The sequence below is a fragment of the Pseudomonas sp. 9_2_1 genome (assembly GCF_059295275.1).
Map to the genome: position 1 here is coordinate 4,088,693 of NZ_CM181239.1, position 26,528 is coordinate 4,115,220.

Genomic DNA, 26,528 nt, shown 5'->3' on the forward strand with positions numbered 1-26,528 from the left:
CTCCCTTCAAAAGTGCTGGGGCTGCCGTGCAGCCCATCGCCGGCAAGCCAGCTCCTACGGGGATCGCACAGCTCTGGAGACTTGTGCAGTACCTGTGGGAGCTGACTTGCCGGCGATGGGCCGCACAGCGGCCCCGCTTGAAGCCGAGCGCCGGTGGTGCGTCTAGAAGCTATCGCCAGGCACGCGAACCCAGCCCTCCATCAGCACGCGAGCACTGCGGCTCATGATTGCCTTGGTCACTGTCCACTGGCCATTCACCTGGCGCGCCTCAGCCCCCACTCGCAGGGTGCCCGAGGGGTGGCCGAAACGCACGGCGCTGCGCTCGCCCCCGCCAGCGGCGAGGTTGACCAGCGTGCCCGGAATGGCCGCTGCGGTGCCAATGGCCACCGCAGCCGTCCCCATCATTGCATGGTGCAGCTTGCCCATCGACAAGGCCCGAACCAGCAGGTCGATATCCCCCGCCTGCACCGCCTTGCCACTGGACGCAGTGTAGGCGCTCGGCGGCGCCACGAATGCGACTTTTGGCGTGTGCTGACGCCCGGCAGCCTGGTCGACGTTGTCGATCAGCCCCATGCGTACGGCGCCATGGGCGCGGATCGTCTCGAAACGCAACAGGGCCTGCGGGTCGCCGTTGATGGCACCCTGCAGCTCGGCGCCGGAGTAGCCGAGGTCCGCGGCATTGATGAAGATGGTCGGGATGCCGGCATTGATCAATGTCGCCTGGAACGTACCGACACCTGGCACCTCAAGGTCATCGACCAGGTTGCCGGTGGGGAACATCGCAGCGCCTGCGCCGTCTTCGTCGGCTGCTGGGTCGAGGAACTCCAGCTGTACCTCGGCGGCCGGGAACGTCACCCCGTCCAGCTCGAAATCGCCGGTTTCCTGCACCTCACCCTCGGTGATCGGCACATGGGCGATGATGGTCTTGCCGATATTGGCCTGCCAGATACGCACGGTGGCGATGCCGTTGCGCGGAACGCGCGCAGGGTCGACCAGGCCGCTGCTGATGGCGAATGAACCGACTGCCGCAGACAGGTTGCCGCAGTTGCCGCTCCAGTCGACGAAGGCCTTGTCGATGCTGACCTGGCCGAACAGGTAGTCGACATCATGTTCGGGCTTGATGCTGGGCGACAGGATCACGCTCTTGCTGGTGCTTGAAGTAGCACCCCCCATGCCGTCGATCTGCTTGCCATAGGGGTCGGGGCTGCCGATTACCCGCAGCAGCAGCGCATCGCGCGCCGGGCCGGGGATTTGCGCTCGCTCGGGCAGGTCTTGCAGGCGGAAGAACACGCCCTTGCTGGTGCCGCCACGGATATAGGTGGCGGGGATTTTTACTTGCGGTACGTGAGCCATTGCGTTGCTGTCCTGTCTGATAATCATGAACCCCCGGGGCTGCCTTGCAGCCCAGCGCCGGCAAGCCAGCGCGATCCCTGTGGGAGCTGGCTTGCCGGCGATGGGCCGCACAGCGGCCCCGCTCTCATGGTTAGGCGGTCGCTTCGAGGAAGTCCTGGGCAAAGCGCTGCAGCACCCCGCCCGCTTCGTAGATCGACACTTCCTCGGCGGTGTCCAGGCGGCAGGTCACCGGCACTTCCAGGCGTTCACCCTGGCGGCGGGTGATGACCAGGGTCAAGGTCGCCCGCGGCGTCCGCGCACCCAGCACGTCATAGGTCTCGCTGCCATCCAGGCCCAGGGTCTTGCGGTCGGTGCCCGGCTTGAATTCCAGCGGCAACACGCCCATGCCCACCAGGTTGGTGCGGTGAATACGCTCGAACCCTTCGGCCACGATCGCCTCGACACCTGCCAGCCGCACCCCCTTGGCCGCCCAGTCACGGGACGAGCCCTGGCCGTAGTCGGCACCGGCGACGATGATCAGCGGCTGCTTGCGCTGCATGTAGGTTTCAATCGCTTCCCACATACGGGTGACCTTGCCTTCCGGCTCGATCCGCGCCAGCGAGCCTTGCTGCACGCTGCCGTCTGCCTTGCGCACCATTTCGTTGAACAGCTTGGGGTTGGCAAAGGTGGCGCGCTGGGCGGTCAGGTGGTCGCCACGGTGGGTAGCGTAGGAGTTGAAGTCCTCTTCCGGCAGGCCCATCTTCGCCAGGTACTCACCGGCGGCGCTGTCGAGCATGATGGCGTTGGACGGCGACAGGTGGTCGGTGGTGATGTTGTCGGGCAGCACCGCCAGCGGGCGCATGCCGCGCAGGGTGCGCTCACCGGCCAGGGCCCCTTCCCAGTATGGCGGGCGCCGGATGTAGGTGCTCATCGGACGCCATTCATACAGCGGGGCGACCTTCGGCCCGCGGTCTTCCTCGATGGCGAACATCGGGATGTACACCTTGCGGAACTGCTCAGGCTTCACTGCGGCACGCACCACGGCGTCGATTTCCTCGTCGCTGGGCCAGATGTCCTTGAGGCGGATTTCCTTGCCATCGACCACACCCAGCACATCTTTCTCGATGTCGAAGCGGATGGTACCGGCAATGGCGTAGGCGACCACCAGCGGCGGCGAAGCCAGGAAGGCCTGCTTGGCATACGGGTGAATACGGCCGTCGAAGTTGCGGTTGCCCGACAGCACGGCCGTGGCGTACAGGTCGCGGTCAATGATCTCCTGCTGAATCACCGGGTCAAGGGCACCCGACATACCATTGCAGGTGGTGCAGGCGAAGGCGACGATGCCGAAGCCGAGTTGCTCCAGTTCCTTCTCCAGGCCGGCCTCTTCAAGATACAACTGCACGGCCTTGGAGCCCGGCGCCAGCGACGACTTGACCCACGGCTTGCGGGCCAGGCCCAGCCTGTTGGCATTGCGCGCCATCAGGCCGGCAGCGATCACGTTGCGCGGGTTGCTGGTGTTGGTGCAACTGGTGATGGCGGCGATGATCACCGCGCCGTCAGGCATCTGCCCCGGCACGTCCTCCCAGCTGCCGGCGATGCCTTTGGCCGCCAGGTCGCTGGTTGCGACGCGGGCATGCGGGTTGGACGGCCCGGCCATGTTACGTACCACGCTCGACAAGTCGAAGCTCAGGGTGCGTTCGTAGACCGCCTCGGCCAGGCTGTCGGCCCACAGGCCAGTAGCCTTGGCGTAGGTTTCCACCAGCTTTACCTGTTGCTCTTCGCGGCCGGTCAGGCGCAGGTAGTCGATGGTCTGCTGGTCGATGGCGAACATCGCTGCCGTGGCGCCGTATTCCGGCGCCATGTTGGAAATGGTCGCGCGGTCACCCAGGGTCAGGGCACGCGCGCCCTCGCCGTGGAACTCCAGGTAGGCGCCGACGACTTTCTGTTTACGCAGGAATTCGGTCAGGGCCAGCACCAGGTCGGTGGCCGTGATGTTCGGCGCCAGCTTGCCAGTCAGCTCGACGCCGACGATTTCCGGCAGGCGCATCCACGAGGCACGGCCGAGCATCACGTTCTCGGCTTCCAGGCCGCCAACGCCAATGGCGATCACGCCCAGGGCGTCGACATGCGGGGTGTGGCTGTCGGTGCCGACGCAGGTGTCGGGGTAGGCCACGCCGCGGTCGCTGTGGACCACCGGTGACATCTTCTCCAGGTTGATCTGGTGCATGATGCCGTTGCCTGGCTGGATCACGTCGACGTTCTTGAACGCCTTCTTGGTCCAGTTGATGAAGTGGAAACGGTCTTCGTTGCGGCGGTCTTCGATGGCGCGGTTCTTTTCGAAGGCTTGTGGGTCGAAGCCACCGCATTCCACGGCCAGCGAGTGGTCGACGATCAGCTGCACCGGCACCACCGGATTGACGGCGGCCGGGTCGCCGCCTTTGTCGGCGATGGCGTCCCGCAGGCCGGCAAGGTCGACCAATGCCGTCTGGCCAAGGATATCGTGGCACACCACGCGCGCCGGGAACCACGGGAAGTCGAGGTCGCGCTTGCGTTCGATCAGCTGGGCCAGCGAGGCGTCGAGGGTGGCCGGGTCGCAGCGGCGCACCAGGTTTTCGGCGAGCACGCGGGAGGTGTAAGGCAGGCCGGCGTACGCGCCGGGCTTGATCGCCTCGACCGCTGCGCGGGCATCGAAATAGTCCAGGTCAGTGCCTGGCAGGTGCTTGCGGAATGCAGTGTTCATAATTATCAGGCTCGGTCACGGTACGGTCGTGGATAGCTTTCCAATCGCTGTCATGTGTCGGCTGCTCCGGCCTCATCGCCGGCAAGCCAGCTCCCACAGGTACAGCGCAAGCCCCCAGGGCGGTGCAACACCTGTGGGTGTTGGCTGCTCCGGCCCGTTGCCGGCAAGCCAGTTCCCATAGGCACAGCACAAGCCTCGAGGGCGGTGCAACACCTGTGGGAGCTGGCTTGCCGGCGATGAGGCCGGAACAGGCCACCCACAGGTTCGGTCGGTCAGCGCTGCTCGATCGGCACGAACTGGCGCTGATCGACACCGACATACTCGGCGCTTGGGCGGATGATGCGGTTGTTGGCGCGCTGCTCGAAGACGTGCGCCGCCCAGCCGGTCAGGCGCGAGCAGACGAAGATCGGGGTGAACAGCTTGGTCGGGATGCCCATGAAGTGGTATGCCGAGGCATGGTAGAAGTCGGCATTGGGGAACAGGCGTTTCTGCTCCCACATGGTCTTGTCGATGGCTTCGGATACCGGGTACAGCACTTTGTCGCCCACCTGATCAGCCAGTTGCTTCGACCAGCCCTTGATCACCTCGTTGCGCGGGTCGGACTCTTTGTAGATGGCATGGCCAAAGCCCATGATCTTGTCCTTGCGCTCGAGCATGCGCAGCAATTCGGCGGTGGCTTCCTGCGGGCTCTGGAAGCGCTCGATCAGCTCCATCGCTGCCTCGTTGGCACCACCGTGCAGCGGGCCGCGCAGCGAGCCGATGGCGGCGGTGACGCAAGAATACAGATCGGACAGGGTCGAGGCGCAAACACGGGCAGTGAAGGTGGAGGCGTTGAATTCGTGCTCGGCATAGAGGATCAGCGACACGTTCATCACTTTCACGTGCAGCTCGCTCGGCTTCTTGCCGTGCAACAGGTGCAGGAAGTGGCCACCGAGGGTGTCTTCGTCGCTGCTGCAGTCGATGCGCACACCATGATGGGTGAAGCGGTACCAGTAGCACATCACTGCCGGGAACAGCGCCAGCAGGCGGTCGGTCTTGTCGCGCTGGGCCTCGAAGGTGAGCTCTGGCTCCAGGGTGCCGAGCACCGAGCAGCCGGTGCGCATCACGTCCATCGGGTGGGCGTCACGCGGAATACGCTCCAGCACTTCTTTCAGTGCCTGGGGCAGGTCGCGCAGGCCCTTGAGCTTGTGTTTGTAGTCGGCAAGCTCGGCCTGGGTCGGCAGCTCGCCATACAGCAGCAGGTAGGCCACTTCCTCGAATTCGGCAGCGGCTGCCAGGTCACGCACGTCGTAACCCCGGTAGGTCAGCCCGGCACCGGCCTGGCCCACGGTCGACAGCGCGGTCTGGCCAGCCACCTGACCGCGCAGGCCTGCGCCACTGAGTACTTTTGCTTCGGCCATGGTGTTTCTCCTTTCTTGAATTTGTTATGGAAATCTGGCTAATCATTGAAACCTGGGCGGGCCCCTTCGTGGATTCACCCGCGAAAGGGCCGGTCGCAGCAGCGACAAACGGAACTGTCAGCCTTTCTTCTGGGCAAACAGCGCATCGAGGCTCTGCTCGAACGCGTGGTAGCCAATGGCATCGTAGAGCTCCATGCGGGTCTGCATGGTGTCGATCACGTTCTTCTGCGTGCCGTCGCGGCGCAGCGCGGTGTACACGTTGTCGGCGGCCTTGTTCATGGCGCGGAACGCCGACAACGGGTACAGCACCAGTGACACGTCGACCGAGGCGAGCTCTTCGGTGGTGTACAGCGGCGTGGCGCCGAACTCGGTGATGTTGGCCAGGATCGGTGCCTTCACCCTGTCGGCAAAAGTCTTGTACATCTGCAGCTCGGTGATGGCTTCCGGGAAGATCATGTCGGCGCCCGCTTCGATGCAGGCGGCGGCGCGGTCCAAGGCGGCGTTCAAACCTTCGACGGCCAGGGCGTCGGTGCGCGCCATGATCACGAAACTGTCGTCGGTGCGGGCATCGACGGCGGCCTTGATACGGTCGACCATCTCCTGCTGGGTGACGATCTCCTTGTTCGGGCGGTGCCCGCAACGCTTGGCACCAACCTGGTCCTCGATATGGATCGCGGCAGCGCCGAACTTGCACATCGAGCGCACCGTACGGGCAACGTTGAAGGCCGACGCGCCAAAGCCGGTGTCGACGTCCACCAACAGCGGCAGGTCGCACACGTCGGTGATGCGACGCACGTCGGTCAGCACGTCGTCCAGGCCACTGATGCCCAGGTCTGGCAGGCCCAGCGAGCCTGCGGCCACACCGCCGCCGGACAAGTAGATGGCCTTGAAGCCCGCGCGCTTGGCCAGCAGGGCATGGTTGGCATTGATGGCGCCAACCACCTGCAGCGGATGTTCAGCGGCAACGGCATCGCGGAAACGCTGACCGGGGGTGCTCTTCAGAGTCATTTCTCACCTCGTGGGCTGTTGTTGTGGGCGTCCATGTAGTGACGCTCGATATTGCGCTTGGACGCGCCGATGTGGCGGCGCATCAGGAGTTCGGCCAGTTCGCCATCACGGTCGGCAATGGCATCGAGAATGCGGTGGTGCTCGGCAAAGGCCTGGCGCGGCCGGTTGGGCGTAGCGGAGAACTGGATGCGGTACATGCGCACCAGTTGGTAAAGCTCGCCGCAGAGCATCTTGACCAGGGTCTGGTTGCCGCTACCCTGGATGATCCGGTAATGAAAATCGTAGTCGCCTTCCTGCTGGTAGTAGCCCAGGCCGGCCTGGAAGGCGGCATCGCGTTCGTGGGTGTCGAGCACCCGACGCAATTCGTCGATGTCGGCCTGGCTCATGCGCTCGGCAGCGAGGCGGCAGGCCATGCCCTCCAGCGACTCGCGGATCTCGTACAGCTCGATGAGCTCGGCGTGGTCGAGCGACACTACCCGCGCACCGACATGCGGCACGCGCACCAGCAGGCGCTGGCCTTCGAGGCGGTGGATGGCTTCGCGCAACGGGCCACGGCTGATGCCATAGGTGCGCGCCAGCTCCGGCTCGGAAATCTTGCTGCCGGGGGCGATCTCACCCTTGACGATAGCCGCCTGAATGCGTCGGAAGACGTTTTCGGACAACGTTTCCGTTTCGTCTGTCAGCACCGGGGTGGGGGTAGAAAGGCCCTGCATATTGTCGACACCTTGAAAATCTCTTTGCCAGAAATTAGCGAAAACGGCGGCCGCAGTCAAAGAAAAAATGAATATTGTCGACAATCGTCTAAGGGCGAACTAACGCCACGGTTGCGCTGTCAGATCGCGCACCGCTGGCGTCAAGACGTCGGCGTGATAGAATGCCGCGCCTCCGACGGAGTATGGATAGCCTATCTGTCATCCAGCCATGATTGTTGACAGATGAACGAGGAAGCTTGCGCAGTAGTTGCCAGTCGCCTTGCCCTGAACCTTGCACAGCACCGCGCCCGGAATATGAGACTTACACCCGTTTTAATGCTGCTATGCCTCACCCTGCTGCCGGCCCTTGGCCAGGCTGCGGGCAAGACCGTGTACGGTCTCAACGAATACGCCCGCCTGGGCGACCTGGACCTGGAAGTGGCGGCCAAGCTCGACACTGGCGCCAAGACCGCCTCGCTCAGTGCCCGCGACATCAAGCGTTTCAAGCGCAACGGCGAAAGCTGGGTGCGCTTCTACCTGGCCATCGATGCCGCCCATTCGCACCCGATCGAGCGCCCGCTGGCCCGCGTGAGCAAGATCAAGCGCCGCGCCGGCGACTATGACGCAGAATCCGGCAAGGCCTACACGGCGCGCCCGGTCATCGAACTGGAAATCTGCATGGGCCAGGCCATGCGCACCATCGAAGTCAACCTCACCGACCGCAGCGCGTTCCAGTTTCCGCTGCTGATCGGCTCCGAGGCGCTCAAGCACTTCGACGCGCTGGTCGACCCAAGCCTTAAATACGCGGCCGGCAAACCTGCCTGTGCCACCGACGCTCCCAAAGCAGAGTAACCCCGATGCGCTCTCTTACCCTCCATCTGAAAGTCCTGATCACCGTACTGGTGTTGCTGGGCGTGGCGGTCACGGCTTATCAGATCTTCTTCCTCGGCATCCCGGTGACCGAGGACGAGACCGACGACCTGTGGAACATCGACGCCAAGGTCGAGTTCGTGGCCAGCACCAAGGACCCGGTCAAGGTGCAGATGTTCGTGCCGCCGCTGAACCGCGACTACGTCAGCCTCAACGAGAGCTTCATCTCCAACAACTACGGGGTCAGCGTCAATCGTGCCGACGGCAACCGCAAGGTGACCTGGTCGGCGCGCCGCGCCAACGGCAACCAGACCCTCTACTACCGCCTGGTGCTGACCAAGCGCTACAGCAACGAGAAGACCACGGTCAAAGGCGCCACATTCCGCGACAGCCTGGCCGTCGAGGGTCCTGAGAAGATCGCCGCCGAGGCCCTGATGGCGCCGATCCGTCAGCACTCCGCCGACGTCGAGACCTTCGTCAGCGAGACCATCAAGCGGGTCAACAACCTCAACGACGACAACGTCAAGCTGCTGCTGGCCGGCGACACCTCGGCCATGAAGAAGGCCCAGGTCATCGACCTGCTGCTGTCCATCGCCCATGTGCCGATGGAGAAAGTGCACACCATTCGCCTGGTCGCCGATACTCCGCAAACCCCGGAACTGTGGCTGCGCAGCTTCAACGGCAACGACTGGCTGTACTTCAACCCGGACACCGGCGAGCAGGGCCTGCCCAGCGACCGCCTGCTGTGGTGGACCGGTGACGACAACCTGATCACCGTCGATGGCGGCAAGAAGGCCAACGTCACCTTCAGCATGAACAACAGCGAGATGAACGCCATCCGCCTGGCCAAGCTGACCGACGAGAACACCGACGCCGACTTCCTCGAGTACTCGCTGTACAGCCTGCCGCTGCAAACCCAGCAAACCTTCATGATCATGGTGATGATCCCGATCGGCGTGCTGGTGATTCTGGTACTGCGCAACCTGATCGGCCTGCAGACCTTGGGTACGTTCACCCCGGTGCTGATCGCCCTGGCCTTCCGCGAGACCCAGCTGGGCTTCGGTATCGTGCTGTTCACGGTGATCACCGCCCTGGGGCTGTCACTGCGATCGTACCTGGAACACCTCAAGCTGCAGATGCTGCCGCGCCTGTCGGTGGTGCTGACCTTCGTCGTGGTACTGATCGCCGCCATCAGCCTGTTCAGCCACAAGCTGGGCCTTGAGCGCGGGTTGTCGGTGGCACTGTTCCCGATGGTGATCCTGACCATGACCATCGAACGCCTGTCGATCACCTGGGAAGAGCGTGGTGGCGGCCATGCCATGAAAGTTGCCATCGGCACCCTGTTCGCCGCCTCCGTGGCGCACCTGCTGATGATGGTGCCGGAGCTGGTCTACTTCGTATTCACCTTCCCGGCGGTGCTGTTGATTCTGGTGGGCTTCATGCTGGCGATGGGTCGCTACCGCGGCTACCGCCTGACCGAGCTGGTGCGCTTCAAGGCATTCCTGAAGAAGGCTGACGCCTGATGTTTGGCCTGATCAAGACGTGGAAAGCCCTGGAGGCCCGGGGCATCATGGGTATCAACCGGCGCAACGCGGACTACGTGTTGAAGTACAACAAGCGCCACCTGTACCCGATCGTCGACGACAAGATCATCACCAAGGAGCGAGCCCTGGCGGCCGGCATCCATGTGCCGGAAATGTACGGCATCATCGAGACCGAAAAAGAGATCGAAAAGCTCGACCAGATCATTGGCGGGCGCAACGATTTCGTCATCAAGCCGGCGCAGGGCGCTGGCGGTGACGGCATCCTGGTGATCGCCGACCGCTTCGAGGACCGCTACCGCACGGTGTCGGGCAAGATCATCAGCCACGAGGAAATCGAGCACCAGATCTCCAGCATCCTCACCGGCCTGTACTCGCTGGGCGGCCACCGCGACCGCGCGCTGATCGAGTACCGCGTCACCCCCGACCAGATCTTCAAGAGCATCAGCTACGAAGGCGTGCCGGACATTCGCATCATTGTGCTGATGGGCTACCCGGTCATGGCCATGCTGCGCCTGCCGACCCGCCAGTCCGGGGGCAAGGCCAACCTGCACCAAGGTGCCATCGGCGTGGGTGTCGACCTGGCCACCGGCGTGACCCTGCGCGGTACCTGGCTGAACAACATCATCAGCAAGCACCCGGACACCACCAACGCAGTAGATGGCGTGCAGCTGCCGAACTGGGACGGCTTCATGAAGCTGGCCGCCGGCTGCTACGAGCTGTGCGGCCTGGGCTACATCGGTGTCGACATGGTGCTGGATCAGGAAAAAGGCCCATTGATTCTGGAGCTGAACGCCCGCCCGGGGCTGAACATCCAGATTGCCAACGACTGCGGGCTGACCCAGCGCACCCATGCCGTCGAGGCGCACATCGAAGCGTTGGCCAAGGATGGGGTAACCGAGGATGCCGAGCAGCGGGTACGGGTAGCTCAGGGCTTGTTCGGGCACGTGCCTGGCCGCTGAATTGCCGGGGCTGCTTTGCAGCCCATCGCCGGCAAGCCAGCTCCCACAGGGACCGCATGCCCCTGAGAGCTCCGCCGCACCAGTGGAGCGGGCTTGCCGGCGATGGGCCGCACAGCGGCCCCTTGGGGCAAACACAATGTTGAATGTCGCGCCCAGTGCTAGGCGCTTTTCCTGCACAGGTCTACAATCGCCCTCCTCGCTTTTACATCGCCGTCCACACTGATGCCGACCTGTACGCTCTACCCCCTGCCCTACCAGCCCGACCCTGCCGCCTATTTCGCTCGCCTGCGCCAGGCCCCCGGCGCGATCCTGCTCGACAGCGCCCGCCCCGGCGCCGAGCGCGGCCGCTTCGACCTGCTCAGCGCCTGGCCGCTGCAACAACTGCAAGCGCAACCCGATGAAAGTGGCCGCGTTTTTCTCCAGCGCCTGCGCGCCTGCCTGGCGCAACTGGGCCACGCGCAACTGCCCGAAGGCTGCGAACTACCGTTCGCCGGCGGCCTGATCGGCTACCTGAGCTACGACTTCGGCCGCCGCCTGGAGCAGTTGCCAAGCCTGGCCGTGGACGACCTCGGCCTGCCGGACGCACAGTTGGGGCTGTATGCCTGGGCGCTGGTCAGCGACCACCTGTACGGCACCAGCCAACTGGTGTTCCATCCAAGCCTGGCAAGTGACGAACGCGACCGCCTGATCAATCTGTTCCAAGCCAGCGACCAGACGCAGAGCGGCGCCTTCCGGCTGCTCGCCCCGATGGCGGGCGACCTGCAGCCCGAGCAGTACAAGGCTGCATTCGACCAGGTACAACGCTACATCGAGGCTGGCGACTGCTATCAGATCAACCTTACCCAGCGCTTTCGCGCCCGCTGCCAGGGCGACCCGTGGCAGGCCTACAAGGCACTGCGCCACGCCTGCCCTACGCCGTTCTCGGGCTACCAGCAACTGGCCGACGGCAGCGCCTTGCTGAGCTTTTCTCCCGAGCGTTTCATCCGCGTCAGCCAGGGCCAGGTGGAAACCCGGCCGATCAAGGGCACCCGCCCGCGCGCCAGCGACCCGGGGGAAGACACCCGCAATGCCCAGGAGCTGCTACGCAGCCCCAAGGACCGCTCGGAAAACCTGATGATCGTCGACCTGCTGCGCAACGACCTTGGGCGTACCTGCGAGATCGGCTCGGTGAAGGTACCAGAGCTGTTCAGCCTGGAAAGCTACCCCAATGTGCACCACCTGGTCAGCAGCATCACCGGCCGGCTGGCCCGCGACAAGGACGCCCTGGACCTGATCGGCGATAGCTTCCCCGGCGGCTCGATCACCGGTGCGCCGAAGATCCGCGCCATGCAGATCATCGACCAGCTGGAGCCTGCGCGCCGAGCGCTGTACTGCGGCTCGCTGCTGTATGTGGACGTGCGTGGCGAAATGGACAGCTCGATTGCCATTCGCAGCCTGCTGGTCAAGGACGGGCAGGTCAGCTGTTGGGGTGGCGGTGCAGTAGTGGCCGACTCCGAGTGGCAGGCCGAGTATGAAGAATCGATCGCCAAGGTACGGGTGCTGATGCAGACGCTGCAGGGCCTGTGAGTCCGTCTGGCCCGCGTTTTTTTTGTTACCATCACCCCACTACGAGCGCACAGCGCCACAGCCAAGATGGAAACCGCCTGATGAGCCTACCCTTCGACGTCGCCGCCCTGGCCGCGACCTATGCCAACAAGTCCCCGCAGGACATCCTCAAGCTCGCCTTCGAGCACTTTGGCGATGACTTGTGGATTTCCTTCAGCGGCGCCGAGGATGTGGTGCTGGTCGACATGGCCTGGAAGCTGAACAAGCAGGTCAAGGTGTTCAGCCTTGACACCGGCCGCCTGCACCCGGAGACCTACCGGTTCATCGATCAGGTGCGCGAGCAGTACAACCTGCCCATCGAAATCCTCAGCCCCGACCGCGCCAAGCTTGATCCGTTCGTCAAGGAAAAAGGCCTGTTCAGCTTCTACAAGGATGGCCATGGCGAGTGCTGCGGCATCCGCAAGATCGAGCCGCTGCGCCGCAAGCTGTCCACCGTGAGTGCCTGGGCCACCGGCCAGCGCCGCGACCAGAGCCCGGGCACCCGCAGCCAGGTGGCAGCACTGGAAATCGACAGTGCGTTCTCCACGCCTGAACGGACCTTGTACAAGTTCAACCCACTGGCGCAGATGACCAGTGCAGAGGTGTGGGGTTATATCCGGATGCTGGAGCTGCCCTACAACAGCCTGCATGAGCGCGGCTTTATCAGCATTGGCTGCGAGCCATGCACCCGGCCGGTACTGCCGAACCAGCATGAGCGCGAGGGGCGCTGGTGGTGGGAAGAATCTACGCAGAAGGAATGCGGGTTGCACGCGGGCAACCTGATCAGCAAGGCCTGAAATTGTCGGGGGCGCTTCGCGCCCCCCTGCGATTCTGAATCAGTGCACCGGCAGTTCGACACCTGCGAACAACTCTTCCAGTTCCTGCTTGTTGTGGCACTGGATAGCCTTGGCCATTACTTCACGGGTCAGGTGCGGGGCGAACTTCTCGATGAAGTCGCACATGAAACCACGCAGGAAGGTACCACGGCGGAAGCCGATCTTGGTGATGCTGGCCTCGAACAGCTCGCTGGCATCCAGGGCCACCAGATCATTGTCGAGCTTGGCGTCGACGGCCATGCCGGCAACGATACCCACGCCCAGCCCGAGGCGTACGTAGGTCTTGATCACGTCGGCATCCGCCGCCGTAAACACCACTTTCGGCGTCAGGCCGCGGTGGTTGAAGGCTTCGTCCAGCTTCGAGCGACCGGTGAAACCGAAGACGTAGGTCACGATCGGGTATTCGGCGACCGCTTCCAGGGTCAGCTTCGGTAGCTTGGCCAGCGGGTGACCTTGCGGCACCACCACGCAACGGTTCCACTTGTAGCAGGGCATCATGATCAGGTCGCCGAACAGCTCCAGCGCCTCGGTGGCGATGGCGAAGTCGACGGTGCCGTCTGCGGCCATCTCGGCAATCTGCATCGGCGAGCCCTGGTGCATGTGCAAGGACACTTCCGGGTACTGCTTGATGAAGCTGCTGATCACCGGCGGCAAGGCATAGCGCGCCTGGGTGTGGGTGGTGGCGATGGACAGCGTGCCCTTCTTCTCGTTGGAAAATTCCTGGGCGATCTGTTTGATGCTCTCGACCTTGCGCAGGATTTCGCCAGCGGTATTGATGATGCGCTCACCGGCCGGCGTGACGCGGGTCAGGTGCTTGCCGCTGCGGGCAAAAACTTCGACACCCAGCTCGTCTTCGAGCAGGCGGATCTGCTTGCTGATCCCTGGCTGGGAGGTGTACAGGCTTTGCGCCGTCGCGGAGACGTTGAGGTCATGGTGCGCCACTTCCCAGATGTAGCGCAGTTGTTGAAGCTTCATAGATTCCCCTCGGTTCAGCGATGAGTCCGCGGCAGCAGGCAGCGACGATATATAACTATATTAGTGGTTCTGGAAATAAATCTAGAACTATTTTGTTACATACCGCCACAAATGGCCTACGGCCATCTTCATGTTTTCCTACGTCCTAAATGCTGCGCCAACGGCACCATGTACACCGGCACCGTCGACAACTGGAGCAGCCTCACCGCCGTACGCCCCAGCGGCACATCCACCCCGGCGCCGGCGCTGTGGCTACCGAAAATCAGCAGGTCCACACTCAACCGCTGCGCCTGGTCGAGGATCACCTGTGCCGGGTCGCCCTGGCGTACCCGCACCGCCTTGATCACCGCCAGGTCAGCCTCCTCACCCAGCTCTTCACGAAAGTTTTCCAGCACGCGCTGCTCGATATTGGCCATCACCGTGTTCACCCCCTGGCTGTGCAACTGGTCGAGGGTCTGTTCATCGAGGTAACTTTGCAGGAGGGATTCGGCGAACTGGCCCATCGGTTCCACCGCATGGATCACATACAACTCGGCATTGAAAGTACGCGCCAGCGCCAGCGCGTGCTGCATGACAAAAGGGGCGTAGACACCGAGGTCGGTGGCGTACAGCATGGAGCGAATCATTCGACCTCCTCGACTGCCGCTGCGGCAGAGCAAGCTTCAGCTTAGCAGCGCGCCAGCCCCACGCCTGCCCGTCCGGCGCACTGCGGACGCGGGCTGCAGCGCCACCCCGGCGAGCCCGACGCCGCCCTCAACGGGGCTGCGCAGCGTTATCGATGAAGGCCAGCGCCTGGTACAGCATCTCAATGCGCGGCAAGCTGCAACCTGCAGCCCGCGCCCGGGCCAGCGGCTCGGCATAGATGGCCTGCAGTTCCAGCGGGCGCTTGCAGACATGGTCGTGGTACATGCTTGGCCAGTAGTCGGGCATACGCTCGGTCACCTGGAACAGGTGCTCGGCATAGCCCTCGGGCAATGCATGGCCACACGCCGCCGCGCCAAGTACCACCTCGGCCATCAACGCCTGGATCAAAGCGCGGCTATGGCTGTCGGCCATAAGCGGCGTGGTGCTGGCACCGAGCAGCACCGACAGCCCGTTGTAGGGCACGTTCCACACCAGTTTCTGCCAGCGTGCCAGGGCCAGGTTCGGCATTGCCTGCGAGTCGATGCCTGCCGCCTGGAACAATCCCGCGCCTGCGCTGACCAGCGCAGCACCGCCATCAGCGGCCGGCCCACTGTGATAACCCAGGTTGATTGCACCCAAGGCCTGGTGGCGGATTACGCCGGGCGCCTGCCGGTTGACACAGATAAAGCACAGGCCACCGAGCAGGTGCATGTCGCTGCGCAGGGCCGGGCGCAGTTGCTCTTCCACGCCCAGGCCATTCTGCAACAGCAGCACCTTGGCGCCAGGCGCAGCCGCTTGCACGATCAACGGTGCCAGCTGGTCGTTGCTGGTGGCCTTTGCACCGATCAGCAACCAGTCGCAGGGCGGCATGTCGGTGGCATCGGCATAGGCCTGCACCTTCATCTGCAGCGCACCGTGCACCGCACTGTCCACGGCCAGCCCGTGCTCACGAACGGCCTGGTAATCGCTGCGCAACAGAAAATGCACATCGAAGCCGGCCCGAGCCAGCATCAACCCATAAAAGCCGCCGATTGCGCCACTGCCGATGATGCCGATGCGCGGTGCGTGCAGATGCATGCCGATCTCCAGGTATAAAGTCAGCCCCCTTTTTACACAGGTTGCGCAGTGCTGGGCAGCCCATGCGTGGCAAACCCGCGCCATCAGGGAAAAACCCCACGCTGACGGGGCAAAGCCCATTGTCGCGCCACCTGTAACGCGCTAAGGTTCTGCTCCCCGCTGCGATTATTCTTGCTGCTGGGCCGCACGGGGATAGTTGGCGGCCGGCACCCGTGACCTGACGAGTAACACGATGGCTGATTTACCGATCGATGACTTGAACGTTGCCTCCAACGAGACCCTGATCACCCCCGATCAGCTCAAGAAGGAAATCCCCCTCAGCGCCAAGGCCCTGCAGACCGTGACTGCCGGCCGTGAAGTGGTGCGCAATATCCTCGACGGCAAGGACCATCGCCTGTTCGTCGTGGTCGGCCCCTGCTCCATCCACGACATCAAGGCTGCCCACGAATACGCCGAGCGCCTGAAGGTGCTGGCCGCAGAAGTGTCCGATACGCTGTACCTGGTCATGCGTGTGTATTTTGAAAAGCCGCGCACCACCGTTGGCTGGAAAGGCCTGATCAACGACCCGTACCTGGATGACTCCTTCAAGATCCAGGATGGCCTGCACATTGGTCGCCAGCTGCTGCTGGACCTGGCCGAGATGGGCCTGCCGACCGCCACCGAGGCGCTCGACCCGATTTCCCCGCAATACCTGCAAGACCTGATCAGTTGGTCGGCGATCGGCGCCCGCACCACCGAATCGCAAACCCACCGCGAGATGGCCTCGGGCCTGTCCTCGGCGGTCGGCTTCAAGAACGGCACCGACGGCGGCCTGACCGTTGCCATCAACGCCCTGCAGTCGGTTTCCAAACCGCACCGCTTCCTGGGTATCAACCAGGAAGGCGGCGTGTCGATCGTCACCACCAAAGGCAACCCGTACGGCCACGTGGTATTGCGCGGCGGTAACGGCAAGCCGAACTACGACTCGGTCAGCGTCGCCCTGTGCGAACAGGACCTGGCCAAGGCCAAAATCAAGGCCAACATCATGGTCGATTGCAGCCACGCCAACTCCAACAAGGATCCGGCGTTGCAACCGCTGGTGATGGAGAACGTTGCCAACCAGATCCTCGAAGGCAACCAGTCGATCATCGGCCTGATGGTCGAGAGCCACCTGAACTGGGGCTGCCAGTCGATTCCGAAAGACTTGAACGAACTGCAGTACGGTGTTTCCATCACCGACTCGTGCATCGACTGGTCCGCGACCGAAAAGACCCTGCGCAGCATGCATGCCAAGCTCAAGGATGTGCTGCCGCAGCGTAAACGCGGCTGAATAAAAAGCGGGGCCGCAACGCGGCCCCGCTTTTTATTTCAAATCCGGAATTACCGATTCAAGCCTTGCTCGAATGCCGCTGCTGGCGCTCCATGTAGCGCTCTACATAGGAGCATGACGGGATCACCGTGTAACCCATCTGCTCGGCGTATTCCAGCGCCCGCTCGGTCAATGCGGCAGCGATTCCGCGGCCGCGCAAGGCATTGGGCACGAAGGTGCGATAGATATCCAGCGTCTGCTTGCCCAGATCCATATACGTCAGATAGGCACGATGACCGTCCACGGTGGTCTCGAACTGATGACCGGCCTGGTCATGGTGGATGGTCAGCGCTTCGCTCATCACTACTCCTCGCAGGTCTTCTCGGCAGACCCATACCTTAACCGATGGTGATTTATCCGGCACAGAATCCTCTACGCCACCTGTTGCCCCTTCGACCACTCAACGATTGCAATGGTTCGGATCTGCGGCACTGACAAGATAGTAGGCGCCGCAAGCGTGATTGCTCAAGGTGGCAGCGCTTAAAAATGGCGAAAACGCCATCAGCACTGATCTTCCCTGCGCGCGCAACAGCCGCCGGATGTTGTAGGGCTTAAGACGCTGAAGGACAGTTAAAGTCACCCTTAGTTCAACAAAAAAGTTTCTGTACTACAAGCGCTTGCGAACCCTGCACGATTTTTTCACAGCGGAGTAGCAAATCTTGTCGGCGCGACGTCAAGCAACATTTTTTTTGCAGTTCTTGCGCTGAGTCAGTTTACTTACTACAAGTAATGGGTACTATGTACGCCGGCCAGTTTCTCTTTTCCGAGAGATGGCTATTTAATAGAAAGTCCTTGAAGGGGAACACGATGAACAACGTTCTGAAATTCTCTGCTCTGGCTCTGGCCGCAGTTCTGGCTACCGGTTGCAGCAGCGTATCCAAAGAAACCGAAGCTCGTCTGACTGCGACTGAAGACGCAGCAGCTCGCGCTCAAGCTCGTGCAGACGAAGCCTACCGTAAGGCTGACGACGCACTGGCTGCCGCTCAGAAGGCTCAGCAGACCGCTGACGAAGCCAACGAGCGCGCTCTGCGTATGCTGGACAAAGCCAGCCGCAAGTAATAATCCTCACGGATTGTTATGAAGCCGACCCACTTGTGGGTCGGCTTTTTTATTGCCTGCGCAACACCCGGATGCACCGGCCAGATACGAAAAGGCCTGCACTAAGGCAGGCCCGGACGTGTCGCAAAAAACCTTACTGCAGTTCTGCCGGGATGCTCGAAACCATCGGCGCGCCACCCTGGTTTTCCACCGGCACGGCAATCTCGACTGGCATGCCGTCTTCTGCAGCCACCACGTCACGCACCATGTCCCAGTTCATGCGCAGGTTATTGGCCAGGTCTTCGCGCTTGAGCAAGGCGTTGATAACAGCGGTGTGCTTGTCGACCACCGACGGGTTGCCCTGGTCATCCAGCGGCGTGTGCGCTTCCAGATAGACCTTGCCAGCGCTGATGCCGAACTTGTACGGCTCGTTGATGATGCGCACCGGCGTACCGACCGGCACCATCTTCGACAGTTCCAGCACGTTGTTGTTGAGCATGCGGAAGCAACCGTGGCTGGTACGCATGCCAATGCCGAACTTCTTGTTCGAGCCATGGATCAGGTAGCCCGGCACGCCCAGGGTGAACTTGAACGGCCCCAGCGGGTTGTCCGGGCCGGCCGGCACCACGGTCGGCAGGATGTCACCCTCTGCGGCGTGCTCGGCACGGATCGACGCAGGCGGCGTCCAGGTAGGGTTCGGGGTCTTCGCGGTAATCTTGGTATTGGCGATCGGCGAACCCCAACCCTCGCGCCCAATGCCCAGCGGGAAGGTATGCACCACGTTCTGCCCTTTCGGGTAGTAGTACAGGCGGTACTCGGCCAGGTTGATGACCACGCCTTCACGTGGCCCCGGAGGCAGGACGTAGCGGGTCGGCAGGATGATTTCGGTGCCCGCGCCTGGCAGCCAGGGGTCGACCCCAGGGTTGGCGGCGATCATTTCCAGGTAGCCAAGGTCGTTGGCAGTGCCGATGTCGGCGAAGGTATCTTCGTACTTCGCCTTGATCACCTGCACCTGGCCGACGATGTCTTCACCGGGCGGTGGCAGTGGCAGCTCCAGCGCAGCAGCGGGGCCCGCTACCAGCAGAGCGGCCAGGGACAGGCTACGGGTGACGGCAGGAAAGCGCGGCAACATCCGGTAAATCCTTCGAAAGGTGGTCAAGAGGATCGATTGTACACCCGCACCGATGCAAGCGGGAGGCATTGGCGCATTGCAAGCGTTTCAGATGATGAAAGGTGCCTGTCGTTCAGCTGCCGTGCAGCTCTGGCCAGACCGGGCGCATGCCGCGTCGTTGAGCATCGAGGATGGCACGGCACAGGTCACACAGGCGGCCATCGCGATAGATCGAGCGTGACACCCCCGACCAGCGCGGCTGCGCTGGCAGCAGGCCACCGCACAAGGTACGGTCGACAGGCACACCCAGCTCAAGCTGACGGGCCACCAGGTGAACGCGGATTTCCTGGCAGGCGAACAGGTCGAGCTGCTCGTCGGGCTCGATCAGTTGGTAGGCAAACAGGGACCAGGCAGGGCGCGGCATCGGGGGCACTCGAAACGGGGGGCGCAACATTATCCGAAAGCCGCCCTCGTTAAAAGCGTCACAGCAAGGGTTTTATCGCCGGCCAGGCATTTTCCAGCAAGCGCTGCTGGGCACCCTGGGCCGGATGGATACCATCGGCCTGCATCAATTCCGGCACGCCGCCCACGCCTTCCAGGAAAAACGGCACCAGGGGCACCTGCTTGTCCGCTGCCAGCTGCTCATACACCTTGGCAAACGCCGTGGTATAGCGCACCCCGTAATTGGGCGGCAGGCGCATGCCCAGCAACACTACCTTGGCGCCGGCCTGGCGCGCGCTTTCAATCATCGAGGCAAGATTTTGTTGCAATTGCGCGGGCGGCTGCCCGCGCAGCCCATCGTTGCCGCCCAGTTCCAGCACTACCAGGCTTGGTTTATGCGCTGCAAGCAGCGCCGGCAACCGCGCCTGGCCACCTGCGCTGGTGTCGCCGCTGATCGAGGCATTGACCACTTTTTCATCGAAACCTTCATCGCGCAGCCGGGTCTGCAACAGAGAGACCCAGCCCTGGCGGGTATCCAGGCCAAAACCGGCGCTGATACTATCGCCCACAACCAGCAGTGTTCCCGCCACCGCGCTCTGGGCCAGGCAATACAAGGCCAGACCGGCACTCAACCACCACACTCGCATCGGATTCTCCATGGGCCCCAGCATTCTCGTTGCGCAGCACCTTAGCAAAGTGGTCCCCAGCGCGGAAGGTGACCTGACCATCCTTCATGCGCTCTCGCTCGACCTGGCCCAGGGCGACAGCCTGGCCATCGTCGGTGCGTCGGGCTCAGGCAAGTCGACCCTGCTTGGCCTGCTCGCCGGCCTCGACCAGCCCAGCGCCGGCAAGGTCATCCTGGCCGGCCACGAACTGGGGCCGCTGGATGAAGACCAGCGCGCCCGCGTACGCGCCGAACATGTCGGCTTCGTGTTCCAGTCGTTCCAGCTGCTCGACAGCCTCAATGCACTTGAAAACGTCATGCTGCCACTGGAGCTGGACGGCCGCCGCGACGCCCGCGAACACGCCCGCACCCTGCTCGAACGCGTCGGCCTGGGCCAGCGCCTGAGCCACACGCCGCGCCAGCTGTCGGGGGGCGAACAGCAGCGGGTGGCCATCGCCCGCGCCTTCGCCGCGCAGCCAGCGGTGCTGTTCGCCGACGAACCCACCGGCAACCTCGACAGCCACACCGGTGAGCGCATCAGCGATTTGCTGTTCGAGCTGAACAAGGAGCGCGGCACCACCCTGGTACTGGTCACCCACGATGAACGCCTGGCCCGGCGCTGCCGGCGCCAGATTCGCCTGGACGCAGGCCGCCTTGTGGCGCCGGTGGTGGCCTGATGAAGCACATGCCACTGTCCCGCCTGTGCGGCCTGGCGCTGCGCCAGTTGCTGCGCGACATTCGCGCCAGCGAAGTGCGCGTGCTGTTCTTCGCCCTGCTGGTCGCGGTGGCGGCCAGCACCGCGATCGGCTATTTCGGCGCCCGCCTCAATGGCGCCATGCAGCTGCGCGCCAGCGAGTTCCTCGGCGCCGACCTGGTGCTGCAGGGCAGCGCTGCAGCTCGCGAACAGCAGCTTGATGCCGGCAAGGCGCTTGGCTTGCGCCACGCCCAGGTGGTCGAGTTCACCAGCGTTGTGGGCGGTGACAATGGCATCCAGCTGTCCAGCGTCAAGGCGGCGGATGGCGCCTACCCATTGCGCGGGCAAGTGCGCAGCGCGCCGGCACCCTACGCTGAGGAAACCCCAGGCGGCGGCCCGGCACCGGGCGAGGCATGGGTCGAACCGCGCCTGCTGGCGGCACTGGGGCTGTCGGTAGGTGACAGCATCGACGTGGGCCTGAAGACCCTGCGCATGAGCCGCGTGCTGACCTACGAACCGGACCGTGCCAACAATTTCTACAGCCTTACCCCACGGGTGATGATGAACCTGGCTGACCTGGAGGCCACCGGCGTTATCCAGCCGGGCAGCCGGGTTACCTACCGTGACCTGTGGCGCGGCGATACCGAGGCGCTGGCCAGGTACCGCCAGGCCGTGGAAAAAGACCTCGCCGCCAACCAGCGCCTGCGTGACACCCGCGATGGCAACCAGCAGATTGGCGGAGCCTTGGGCAAAGCCGAACGCTACCTGAACATGGCCAGCCTGGTGGCCGTGCTGCTGGCCGGAGTCGCCGTGGCCTTGTCGGCCAGCCGTTATGCTGCACGCCGCCTGGACGCCAGCGCTCTGCTGCGCTGCCTGGGCCTCTCGCGTCGCCAGGCGCTGGGCCTGTACTGCCTGCAACTGGCCATGCTCGGGCTGGTCGCAGCGCTGGCCGGCGCCCTGCTCGGCTGGCTGGCCCAGCTGGGCCTGTTCCGCCTGTTGCACGGCCTGCTGCCCAGCGAGATACCCGCTGGCGGCATCGTCCCCGCCCTGGCCGGTATCGGTACCGGGCTGGTGGCCCTGGCCGGCTTCGCCTTGCCGCCCATTGCCGCACTGGGGCAAGTACCACCGCTGCGGGTGCTGCGCCGCGACCTGCTGCCAATTCCGCCCAGCAGCTGGGTGGTGTATGGCGCCGCCCTGTTTGCCCTGGGCCTGATCATGTGGCGCCTGAGCCTTGATCTGCTGCTCACCTTCGCCCTGCTGGGGGGTGGCCTGGTCGCCGCGCTGCTGCTCGGCGGGCTGCTGCTGCTCGGCTTGCGCAGCCTGCGCCAGCTGTTGGCCGGCGCCCCACTGGCCTGGCGCCTGGGGCTAGGCCAACTGCTACGCCACCCTACGGCCGCCGCCGGCCAGGCCCTGGCCTTCGGGCTGATCCTGCTGGCCATGGCACTGGTCGCCCTGCTGCGCGCCGAACTGCTGGACACCTGGCAAGCGCAACTACCCAAGGATGCGCCCAACCACTTCGCCCTGAACATTCTGCCGGATGACCGCGAGCCGTTTGCCCAGCGCCTGCACCAGGTCAACGCCGCCTCCGCCCCCTTGTACCCGGTAACCCCCGGCCGCCTGGTGCAAATCAACGATCAACCGGTGCAACAGCTGGTCAGCAAGGATTCGGCGGGCGAGCGGGCGGTGCAGCGCGACCTCAGCCTGACCTGGGCCGCCGAGCTGCCGGCTGGCAACGCCCTCACCGCCGGCAACTGGTGGCAGGCGCTGCCATCAGGCGAGGAGACTCCCGGTGTGTCGGTAGAGGCGGAGCTGGCCCGCAGCCTTGAAGTCCAGCTGGGTGACGTGCTGACTTTCGACATCGGCGGCCAGCAACGCCAGGCACGGGTCAGCAGCCTGCGCAGCGTGCACTGGGACAGCTTCCAGCCGAACTTTTACATGATCTTCCAGCCCGGCACGCTGCAGGGGCTGCCGACCACCTACCTGACCAGCTTCTACCTGGCGCCGGGGCATGACGTGGACGTGGTGGCGCTGTCGCGGGCGTTCCCGGCGGTGACCATTCTGCAAGTGGATGCGCTGCTCGATCAGTTGCGCAGCATCCTCGCCCAGGTGACGTTGGCCGTCGAATACGTATTGCTGTTCGTGCTGGCGGCCGGGCTGGCGGTGCTGTTCGCCGGCCTCCAGGCAACGCTGGACGAACGCATTCGCCAGGGCGCACTGTTGCGCGCGCTGGGGGCGGCACGGCCATTGCTGGTCAAGGCCAGGCGTATCGAGTTCGGTTTGCTGGGCGCGGCCAGCGGACTGTTGGCTGCCGTGGGCTGTGAGCTGATTACCCTGGTGCTGTACCGCTATGCCTTCGACCTGCAATGGAGCCCACATCCGTGGTTGCTGGTACTGCCATTGGCAGGAGCGCTGCTGGTGGGTGGTGCGGGGGTGCTGGGCACGCGACGGGCGCTGAATGCCAGCCCGCTGGCGGTGTTGCGGGAAAGTTGAGGGCTGCCTGTGCCGGCGAAGAGGCCGGCACAGGCGGCATCAATTCACTGATCGTAACTGACGCCGCTCACATACCAGGTTGCTTCACCGGTAGGCGTCTGCACCACCACCTCATCGCCCTCCGCCTTCTTCAGCAAGGCACGGGCCATGGGCGAGTCGATCGAGATGTAGTCGTTGCGCCCGTGAATCTCGTCATAGCCGACGATGCGAAACTTCTTGGTATCGCCCTCGTCGTTCTCGATCTCTACCCAGGCACCGAAAAACACCTTGCCCTCCTGCTGCGGCGAATAGGCAACCACCTTCACGTCCTCGAGACGCTTGCGCAAGTAACGTACCCGGCGGTCGATTTCGCGCAGCAGCTTCTTGTTGTACTGGTAGTCGGCGTTCTCGCTGCGATCACCCAGCGACGCCGCCCAGGCGACCTTCTGGGTGATTTCCGGGCGATACACCCGCCACAGGTGGTCCAGCTCTTTCTTCAGCGCCTCATGGCCTGCGGTGGTGATGATATTGGTGCTCAACGGCGCGCTCCTCAGGGGCGGGTAATCAGGCCTTGGCGCGCAATGCGGGTCAGATGACCGATGACATCGGCGGCCACCTCCGGCGCCGGGGCCTGGATCACCGCCAGGTCAAAACGGTCATTGCCGTACTGCGCAAGGTGGCAGCAGGCATCGGCGAACTGGATCAGGAATGCACGCGCCTGGCCCTTGCGCCGGGACAGACCTTCGAGGTGACGCAAAAGGGTGGGCTGATGCTGGCCGCCGAGCAGGATGCGCGGTGTGCGGGACGCCTGGCTGGCAGGCAAAGGGCTCAAACAGACACTGGTACGTGGGCAACTCATGGTGCTTCTCTCCGCCTCGCGAATCCCGCTGGGCAGCGGTGGGAGGCGTCACCGAACCAGCGCTTTAGCGGTATTTCGGAGACCTTGGGAGGGCCATCCTGCGCCCCGCAAGTAGCTGTTTAAATCGGCGCAGGCGGTATGCTAGAGCGAGGAGCTGCAAGTTGCAAGCTACAAGCTGCAAGCACAAAGCAAGAGCGGGCAACACGCGGCCAGCTCTCGCTTGGGGCTTGCAGCTATGACTTGCAGCTCATCAACGGGCGATCAGGCGGTCCAGCGAGAAGCGCCCTGCCCCTTCGATCATGACCGCGACGGTGCCGGCCAGCAGGGCCAGGGCGAATTCATAGCCATTGTTGGACATGAACAGGCCATTGCCGATGTGCACGGAGAAAATCGCCACCACCAGGGTGACACTCAGGGCCAGGGCCGCCGGGCGCGCCAGCAAACCGATCACCAGAGCCACGCCGCCGAAGAATTCGGCACTGCCAGACAGCAGCGCCATCAGGTAGCCCGGGGCCAGGCCAATGCTTTCCATCCACTGGCCGGTGCCTTCCAGGCCGTAGCCCCCGAACAGGCCGAACAGCTTTTGTGCACCATGCGCCATGAAGATCAGGCCAACCAGGATGCGGATAAAACTGAGGCCAGCGCCAGCACGGGTAGAGAAAAGGGCGTTGAGGGTAGCGTTGTTCATGTCGAAGCGTCCTTGAAACGGAGAGTCTGTGTTGGAATGGACGCCATGATAATCGATTAGTCAGATATGAAAATCGCGAAATATCTAACATAAGAATCGAATAAATCGATTTGTCAGCGCCTCACTACGCGCTCCAGCACGGCGCGCTCGCGATTGAACGCCAAGAAGTACTTGTTGACGCTGTTGACGAAATTGACCGGCCCCATGCCCACCTGCTCCATGGCAACGCGCTCGGTCTGGAAGAACCACTGGTTACCGTTGAGGCCGCGCCGCCGCGCTTCGGCGCGCATGGCCTGAACGCGCTCAGGGCCAAGGTTGTAGGCCGCCAGCACAAAGGCCATGCGCTCACGCTCGTTGATCCTGGGGCTGGCAAAGAACTTGCGCCGGATCAGCGCCAGGTAGCGGGCGCTGGCCTGGACATTGCCATCTACCGTGGCGGTGTTGCTCACGCCCACGCGCTGGGCTGCAGACGGGGTGATCTGCATCAGGCCATGGGCCCCACCACTGCCGCGCGCAGCAGGGTTGAGCGTCGACTCCTTGAAGGCCAGCGCAGCCAGGTTGAGCCAGTCGATCTGCTGCGCCGCGCCATGCTTCTGCAGCACCGCCCGCACCGAGGCCAAGCGCTGGCGGTCCTTGCTGGCCAAAGGGTTGTGCACCCGATACTGGCGGCGGTAGATGCGCTCGAATGCAGCGTCCTGATTGTCCGGCGCACGATAGCCCTTGAGGAAGCGATCAACGCTGGCGAGCAATTGCGGCGCATCTTTTCCCACATACCAGCGCATGGCCTGCGGCGCCCCAAGGTGCACGCGGCTGTCCAGGCGCAGGCGCGGCATGACCCGCGCCCAGCGCCGGGCGATCGGCTGCTCGACCACAGTCAGGTGATAGATGCCGGCCTGCACCATCTCCAGCACATCCTCTACTGCCAGCGTCGAGTCCACCCACTCCACCTTGATCGGCGCACGCTTGCGCAGCGCCAGCTGCTGGTTGAGCTGCTGGATCAGCGGGCCGCCGGCGCTGGCGCTGGTCAGGGCCACGGTACGCCCGGACAGCTGTTCAACCTTGCTGAAGCTACGTTCACCTTTACGCCCCACCAGCATCAACGGCACCTGGTCGAGTATCGGCGCAGTGCTGCTGACGCCGCGCACCACGCTGGGGTCGAGCAGCTCGCCTGGCGCAGCCAGGTCACCCTCGCCCCGTTGCAAGGCGCCCAGCAACTGCTCCTTGGCCCGCGGAATGAGTTTCAGCTGGATATGCTGGCCATCCTCGGCGCGGGCGTTCAGGTAATGTTCCAGTGCGCGCAGGCGATAGTACTCGACACCCACCGGCTCGCCCTTGACCTCGCCCGAGCTGTTGCGGCTCTGATTGACCAGCACCCGCAGCACCTTGCTGGTGCGGATCTGTTGCAGGTCACGGACCTTGGCAGGCGGAATGTTCTGCTGCGGCCCTGGCAAGCGCGCATAGGCCGGACCGGTCAGGGCCAGCCCGAGCGTGAGCAGCAAGATGAGCCAGCATCGCAGCATGGGAGAACGTGTCCGTGGTCGGTGGGCAGCATCCATGGTTTGCACCGCCAAGTGA

The 26,528-nt window shown here is 63.7% G+C and carries 25 protein-coding genes; 9 read left to right on the top strand and 16 right to left on the bottom strand.

Annotation, left to right across the window (positions count from 1 at the left end):
• Positions 1-162: 162 nt before the first annotated feature.
• From prpF to AC5O5I_RS18480, 5 genes are all read right to left on the bottom strand, one after another.
• The gene (gene prpF / locus AC5O5I_RS18460; protein ID WP_494511293.1) at positions 163-1,353 is read right to left on the bottom strand and encodes a 2-methylaconitate cis-trans isomerase PrpF; all 1,191 of its coding nucleotides are present in this window, start codon (positions 1,351-1,353) and stop codon (positions 163-165) included.
• Between the two features lie 130 nt (positions 1,354-1,483).
• On the bottom strand, positions 1,484-4,072 hold the full coding sequence (gene acnD / locus AC5O5I_RS18465; RefSeq protein ID WP_494511294.1) for a Fe/S-dependent 2-methylisocitrate dehydratase AcnD: 2,589 nt from the start codon (positions 4,070-4,072) through the stop codon (positions 1,484-1,486).
• Positions 4,073-4,344: 272 nt separating this feature from the next.
• The gene (gene prpC, locus AC5O5I_RS18470) at positions 4,345-5,472 is read right to left on the bottom strand and encodes a bifunctional 2-methylcitrate synthase/citrate synthase (RefSeq protein WP_172228869.1); all 1,128 of its coding nucleotides are present in this window, start codon (positions 5,470-5,472) and stop codon (positions 4,345-4,347) included.
• A 117-nt stretch (positions 5,473-5,589) separates the two neighbouring features.
• Positions 5,590-6,480 carry a methylisocitrate lyase gene (prpB, locus tag AC5O5I_RS18475; protein WP_172285670.1) on the bottom strand — a complete coding sequence of 297 codons (891 nt, stop codon included), beginning with the start codon at positions 6,478-6,480 and terminating at the stop codon, positions 5,590-5,592.
• Positions 6,477-7,193, bottom strand: a complete 717-nt coding sequence (locus AC5O5I_RS18480) for a GntR family transcriptional regulator (RefSeq protein WP_172228873.1) — start codon at positions 7,191-7,193, stop codon at positions 6,477-6,479. Before AC5O5I_RS18480 ends, prpB begins: the two co-directional genes overlap by 4 nt.
• 294 nt (positions 7,194-7,487) lie before the next feature.
• Between AC5O5I_RS18480 and rloA the strand changes: the two genes are divergently transcribed.
• From rloA to AC5O5I_RS18505, 5 genes are all read left to right on the top strand, one after another.
• Positions 7,488-8,024: a retropepsin-like aspartic peptidase RloA gene (gene rloA / locus AC5O5I_RS18485; RefSeq protein ID WP_019470703.1), complete on the top strand. Its 537-nt coding sequence runs from the start codon at positions 7,488-7,490 to the stop codon at positions 8,022-8,024.
• A gap of 5 nt (positions 8,025-8,029) precedes the next feature.
• Entirely contained in the window at positions 8,030-9,565 is a 1,536-nt protein-coding gene (gene rloB, locus AC5O5I_RS18490) for an osmotic stress tolerance membrane protein RloB (protein WP_172228875.1), read from the top strand.
• Positions 9,565-10,545, top strand: a complete 981-nt coding sequence (locus AC5O5I_RS18495) for an alpha-L-glutamate ligase-like protein (RefSeq protein ID WP_172228877.1) — start codon at positions 9,565-9,567, stop codon at positions 10,543-10,545. The genes rloB and AC5O5I_RS18495 overlap by 1 nt, the downstream gene beginning before the upstream one ends.
• A gap of 222 nt (positions 10,546-10,767) precedes the next feature.
• Positions 10,768-12,111: an aminodeoxychorismate synthase component I gene (gene pabB / locus AC5O5I_RS18500; protein WP_494511295.1), complete on the top strand. Its 1,344-nt coding sequence runs from the start codon at positions 10,768-10,770 to the stop codon at positions 12,109-12,111.
• Positions 12,112-12,191: 80 nt separating this feature from the next.
• The gene (locus tag AC5O5I_RS18505; RefSeq protein WP_172233260.1) at positions 12,192-12,926 is read left to right on the top strand and encodes a phosphoadenylyl-sulfate reductase; all 735 of its coding nucleotides are present in this window, start codon (positions 12,192-12,194) and stop codon (positions 12,924-12,926) included.
• Positions 12,927-12,965: 39 nt separating this feature from the next.
• Here the strand turns inward: AC5O5I_RS18505 and cysB are convergent, their stop codons facing one another.
• From cysB to AC5O5I_RS18520, 3 genes are all read right to left on the bottom strand, one after another.
• Positions 12,966-13,940 (bottom strand): HTH-type transcriptional regulator CysB, encoded by a 975-nt coding sequence (gene cysB / locus AC5O5I_RS18510; protein WP_016485905.1) that lies wholly within the window; start codon positions 13,938-13,940, stop codon positions 12,966-12,968.
• Positions 13,941-14,068: 128 nt separating this feature from the next.
• Positions 14,069-14,566 carry a universal stress protein gene (locus tag AC5O5I_RS18515; RefSeq protein ID WP_172233833.1) on the bottom strand — a complete coding sequence of 166 codons (498 nt, stop codon included), beginning with the start codon at positions 14,564-14,566 and terminating at the stop codon, positions 14,069-14,071.
• A 127-nt stretch (positions 14,567-14,693) separates the two neighbouring features.
• Positions 14,694-15,641, bottom strand: coding sequence for a putative 2-dehydropantoate 2-reductase (locus AC5O5I_RS18520; RefSeq protein WP_494511296.1), 948 nt, complete (start codon positions 15,639-15,641; stop codon positions 14,694-14,696).
• A gap of 232 nt (positions 15,642-15,873) precedes the next feature.
• On the opposite strand from AC5O5I_RS18520, the gene AC5O5I_RS18525 reads away from it, so the two are divergent.
• Complete coding sequence (locus AC5O5I_RS18525) at positions 15,874-16,950, top strand: 3-deoxy-7-phosphoheptulonate synthase (protein ID WP_172285672.1); 1,077 nt, start codon at positions 15,874-15,876, stop codon at positions 16,948-16,950.
• Between the two features lie 58 nt (positions 16,951-17,008).
• Here the strand turns inward: AC5O5I_RS18525 and AC5O5I_RS18530 are convergent, their stop codons facing one another.
• A complete protein-coding gene (locus AC5O5I_RS18530) occupies positions 17,009-17,290 on the bottom strand; it encodes a GNAT family N-acetyltransferase (protein ID WP_016500542.1) in 282 nt (93 codons plus the stop codon).
• A 506-nt stretch (positions 17,291-17,796) separates the two neighbouring features.
• Here AC5O5I_RS18530 and oprI point away from each other — a divergent pair.
• Positions 17,797-18,048: an outer membrane lipoprotei OprI gene (gene oprI / locus AC5O5I_RS18535; protein ID WP_003259780.1), complete on the top strand. Its 252-nt coding sequence runs from the start codon at positions 17,797-17,799 to the stop codon at positions 18,046-18,048.
• A 133-nt stretch (positions 18,049-18,181) separates the two neighbouring features.
• Here oprI and AC5O5I_RS18540 read toward each other — a convergent pair whose 3' ends face one another.
• The 3 genes from AC5O5I_RS18540 to AC5O5I_RS18550 all read right to left on the bottom strand — a co-directional run bounded on the left by AC5O5I_RS18540 (position 18,182) and on the right by AC5O5I_RS18550 (position 20,226).
• Positions 18,182-19,159, bottom strand: coding sequence for a L,D-transpeptidase family protein (locus AC5O5I_RS18540; protein WP_172285673.1), 978 nt, complete (start codon positions 19,157-19,159; stop codon positions 18,182-18,184).
• A gap of 112 nt (positions 19,160-19,271) precedes the next feature.
• Positions 19,272-19,562 carry a hypothetical protein gene (locus AC5O5I_RS18545; RefSeq protein WP_494511297.1) on the bottom strand — a complete coding sequence of 97 codons (291 nt, stop codon included), beginning with the start codon at positions 19,560-19,562 and terminating at the stop codon, positions 19,272-19,274.
• A 58-nt stretch (positions 19,563-19,620) separates the two neighbouring features.
• A complete protein-coding gene (locus tag AC5O5I_RS18550) occupies positions 19,621-20,226 on the bottom strand; it encodes an arylesterase (protein WP_172231727.1) in 606 nt (201 codons plus the stop codon).
• A 10-nt stretch (positions 20,227-20,236) separates the two neighbouring features.
• On the opposite strand from AC5O5I_RS18550, the gene AC5O5I_RS18555 reads away from it, so the two are divergent.
• On the top strand, positions 20,237-20,920 hold the full coding sequence (locus tag AC5O5I_RS18555) for an ABC transporter ATP-binding protein (protein WP_172285674.1): 684 nt from the start codon (positions 20,237-20,239) through the stop codon (positions 20,918-20,920).
• A complete protein-coding gene (locus AC5O5I_RS18560) occupies positions 20,920-23,427 on the top strand; it encodes an ABC transporter permease (RefSeq protein WP_494511298.1) in 2,508 nt (835 codons plus the stop codon). The genes AC5O5I_RS18555 and AC5O5I_RS18560 overlap by 1 nt, the downstream gene beginning before the upstream one ends.
• Before the next feature lie 44 nt (positions 23,428-23,471).
• On the opposite strand, the gene greB is transcribed toward AC5O5I_RS18560, so the two are convergent.
• The 4 genes from greB to AC5O5I_RS18580 form a co-directional block, all read right to left on the bottom strand.
• A complete protein-coding gene (greB, locus tag AC5O5I_RS18565; RefSeq protein WP_172220743.1) occupies positions 23,472-23,945 on the bottom strand; it encodes a transcription elongation factor GreB in 474 nt (157 codons plus the stop codon).
• Positions 23,946-23,956: 11 nt separating this feature from the next.
• On the bottom strand, positions 23,957-24,265 hold the full coding sequence (locus AC5O5I_RS18570) for a hypothetical protein (RefSeq protein ID WP_172220740.1): 309 nt from the start codon (positions 24,263-24,265) through the stop codon (positions 23,957-23,959).
• Between the two features lie 250 nt (positions 24,266-24,515).
• Complete coding sequence (locus AC5O5I_RS18575) at positions 24,516-24,953, bottom strand: DoxX family protein (protein WP_172285676.1); 438 nt, start codon at positions 24,951-24,953, stop codon at positions 24,516-24,518.
• A gap of 113 nt (positions 24,954-25,066) precedes the next feature.
• The gene (locus AC5O5I_RS18580) at positions 25,067-26,473 is read right to left on the bottom strand and encodes an MltF family protein (RefSeq protein ID WP_494511299.1); all 1,407 of its coding nucleotides are present in this window, start codon (positions 26,471-26,473) and stop codon (positions 25,067-25,069) included.
• Positions 26,474-26,528 lie beyond the last annotated feature (55 nt).

Coding starts and splice junctions, on each gene's coding strand:
- prpF (WP_494511293.1), bottom strand. CDS start 1,353: ATGGCTCACGTACCGCAAGTAAAAATCCCCGCCACCTATATCCGTGGC.
- acnD (WP_494511294.1), bottom strand. CDS start 4,072: ATGAACACTGCATTCCGCAAGCACCTGCCAGGCACTGACCTGGACTAT.
- prpC (WP_172228869.1), bottom strand. CDS start 5,472: ATGGCCGAAGCAAAAGTACTCAGTGGCGCAGGCCTGCGCGGTCAGGTG.
- prpB (WP_172285670.1), bottom strand. CDS start 6,480: ATGACTCTGAAGAGCACCCCCGGTCAGCGTTTCCGCGATGCCGTTGCC.
- AC5O5I_RS18480 (WP_172228873.1), bottom strand. CDS start 7,193: ATGCAGGGCCTTTCTACCCCCACCCCGGTGCTGACAGACGAAACGGAA.
- rloA (WP_019470703.1), top strand. CDS start 7,488: ATGAGACTTACACCCGTTTTAATGCTGCTATGCCTCACCCTGCTGCCG.
- rloB (WP_172228875.1), top strand. CDS start 8,030: ATGCGCTCTCTTACCCTCCATCTGAAAGTCCTGATCACCGTACTGGTG.
- AC5O5I_RS18495 (WP_172228877.1), top strand. CDS start 9,565: ATGTTTGGCCTGATCAAGACGTGGAAAGCCCTGGAGGCCCGGGGCATC.
- pabB (WP_494511295.1), top strand. CDS start 10,768: ATGCCGACCTGTACGCTCTACCCCCTGCCCTACCAGCCCGACCCTGCC.
- AC5O5I_RS18505 (WP_172233260.1), top strand. CDS start 12,192: ATGAGCCTACCCTTCGACGTCGCCGCCCTGGCCGCGACCTATGCCAAC.
- cysB (WP_016485905.1), bottom strand. CDS start 13,940: ATGAAGCTTCAACAACTGCGCTACATCTGGGAAGTGGCGCACCATGAC.
- AC5O5I_RS18515 (WP_172233833.1), bottom strand. CDS start 14,566: ATGATTCGCTCCATGCTGTACGCCACCGACCTCGGTGTCTACGCCCCT.
- AC5O5I_RS18520 (WP_494511296.1), bottom strand. CDS start 15,641: ATGCATCTGCACGCACCGCGCATCGGCATCATCGGCAGTGGCGCAATC.
- AC5O5I_RS18525 (WP_172285672.1), top strand. CDS start 15,874: ATGGCTGATTTACCGATCGATGACTTGAACGTTGCCTCCAACGAGACC.
- AC5O5I_RS18530 (WP_016500542.1), bottom strand. CDS start 17,290: ATGAGCGAAGCGCTGACCATCCACCATGACCAGGCCGGTCATCAGTTC.
- oprI (WP_003259780.1), top strand. CDS start 17,797: ATGAACAACGTTCTGAAATTCTCTGCTCTGGCTCTGGCCGCAGTTCTG.
- AC5O5I_RS18540 (WP_172285673.1), bottom strand. CDS start 19,159: ATGTTGCCGCGCTTTCCTGCCGTCACCCGTAGCCTGTCCCTGGCCGCT.
- AC5O5I_RS18545 (WP_494511297.1), bottom strand. CDS start 19,562: ATGCCGCGCCCTGCCTGGTCCCTGTTTGCCTACCAACTGATCGAGCCC.
- AC5O5I_RS18550 (WP_172231727.1), bottom strand. CDS start 20,226: ATGCGAGTGTGGTGGTTGAGTGCCGGTCTGGCCTTGTATTGCCTGGCC.
- AC5O5I_RS18555 (WP_172285674.1), top strand. CDS start 20,237: ATGGGCCCCAGCATTCTCGTTGCGCAGCACCTTAGCAAAGTGGTCCCC.
- AC5O5I_RS18560 (WP_494511298.1), top strand. CDS start 20,920: ATGAAGCACATGCCACTGTCCCGCCTGTGCGGCCTGGCGCTGCGCCAG.
- AC5O5I_RS18570 (WP_172220740.1), bottom strand. CDS start 24,265: ATGAGTTGCCCACGTACCAGTGTCTGTTTGAGCCCTTTGCCTGCCAGC.
- AC5O5I_RS18575 (WP_172285676.1), bottom strand. CDS start 24,953: ATGAACAACGCTACCCTCAACGCCCTTTTCTCTACCCGTGCTGGCGCT.
- AC5O5I_RS18580 (WP_494511299.1), bottom strand. CDS start 26,473: ATGCTGCGATGCTGGCTCATCTTGCTGCTCACGCTCGGGCTGGCCCTG.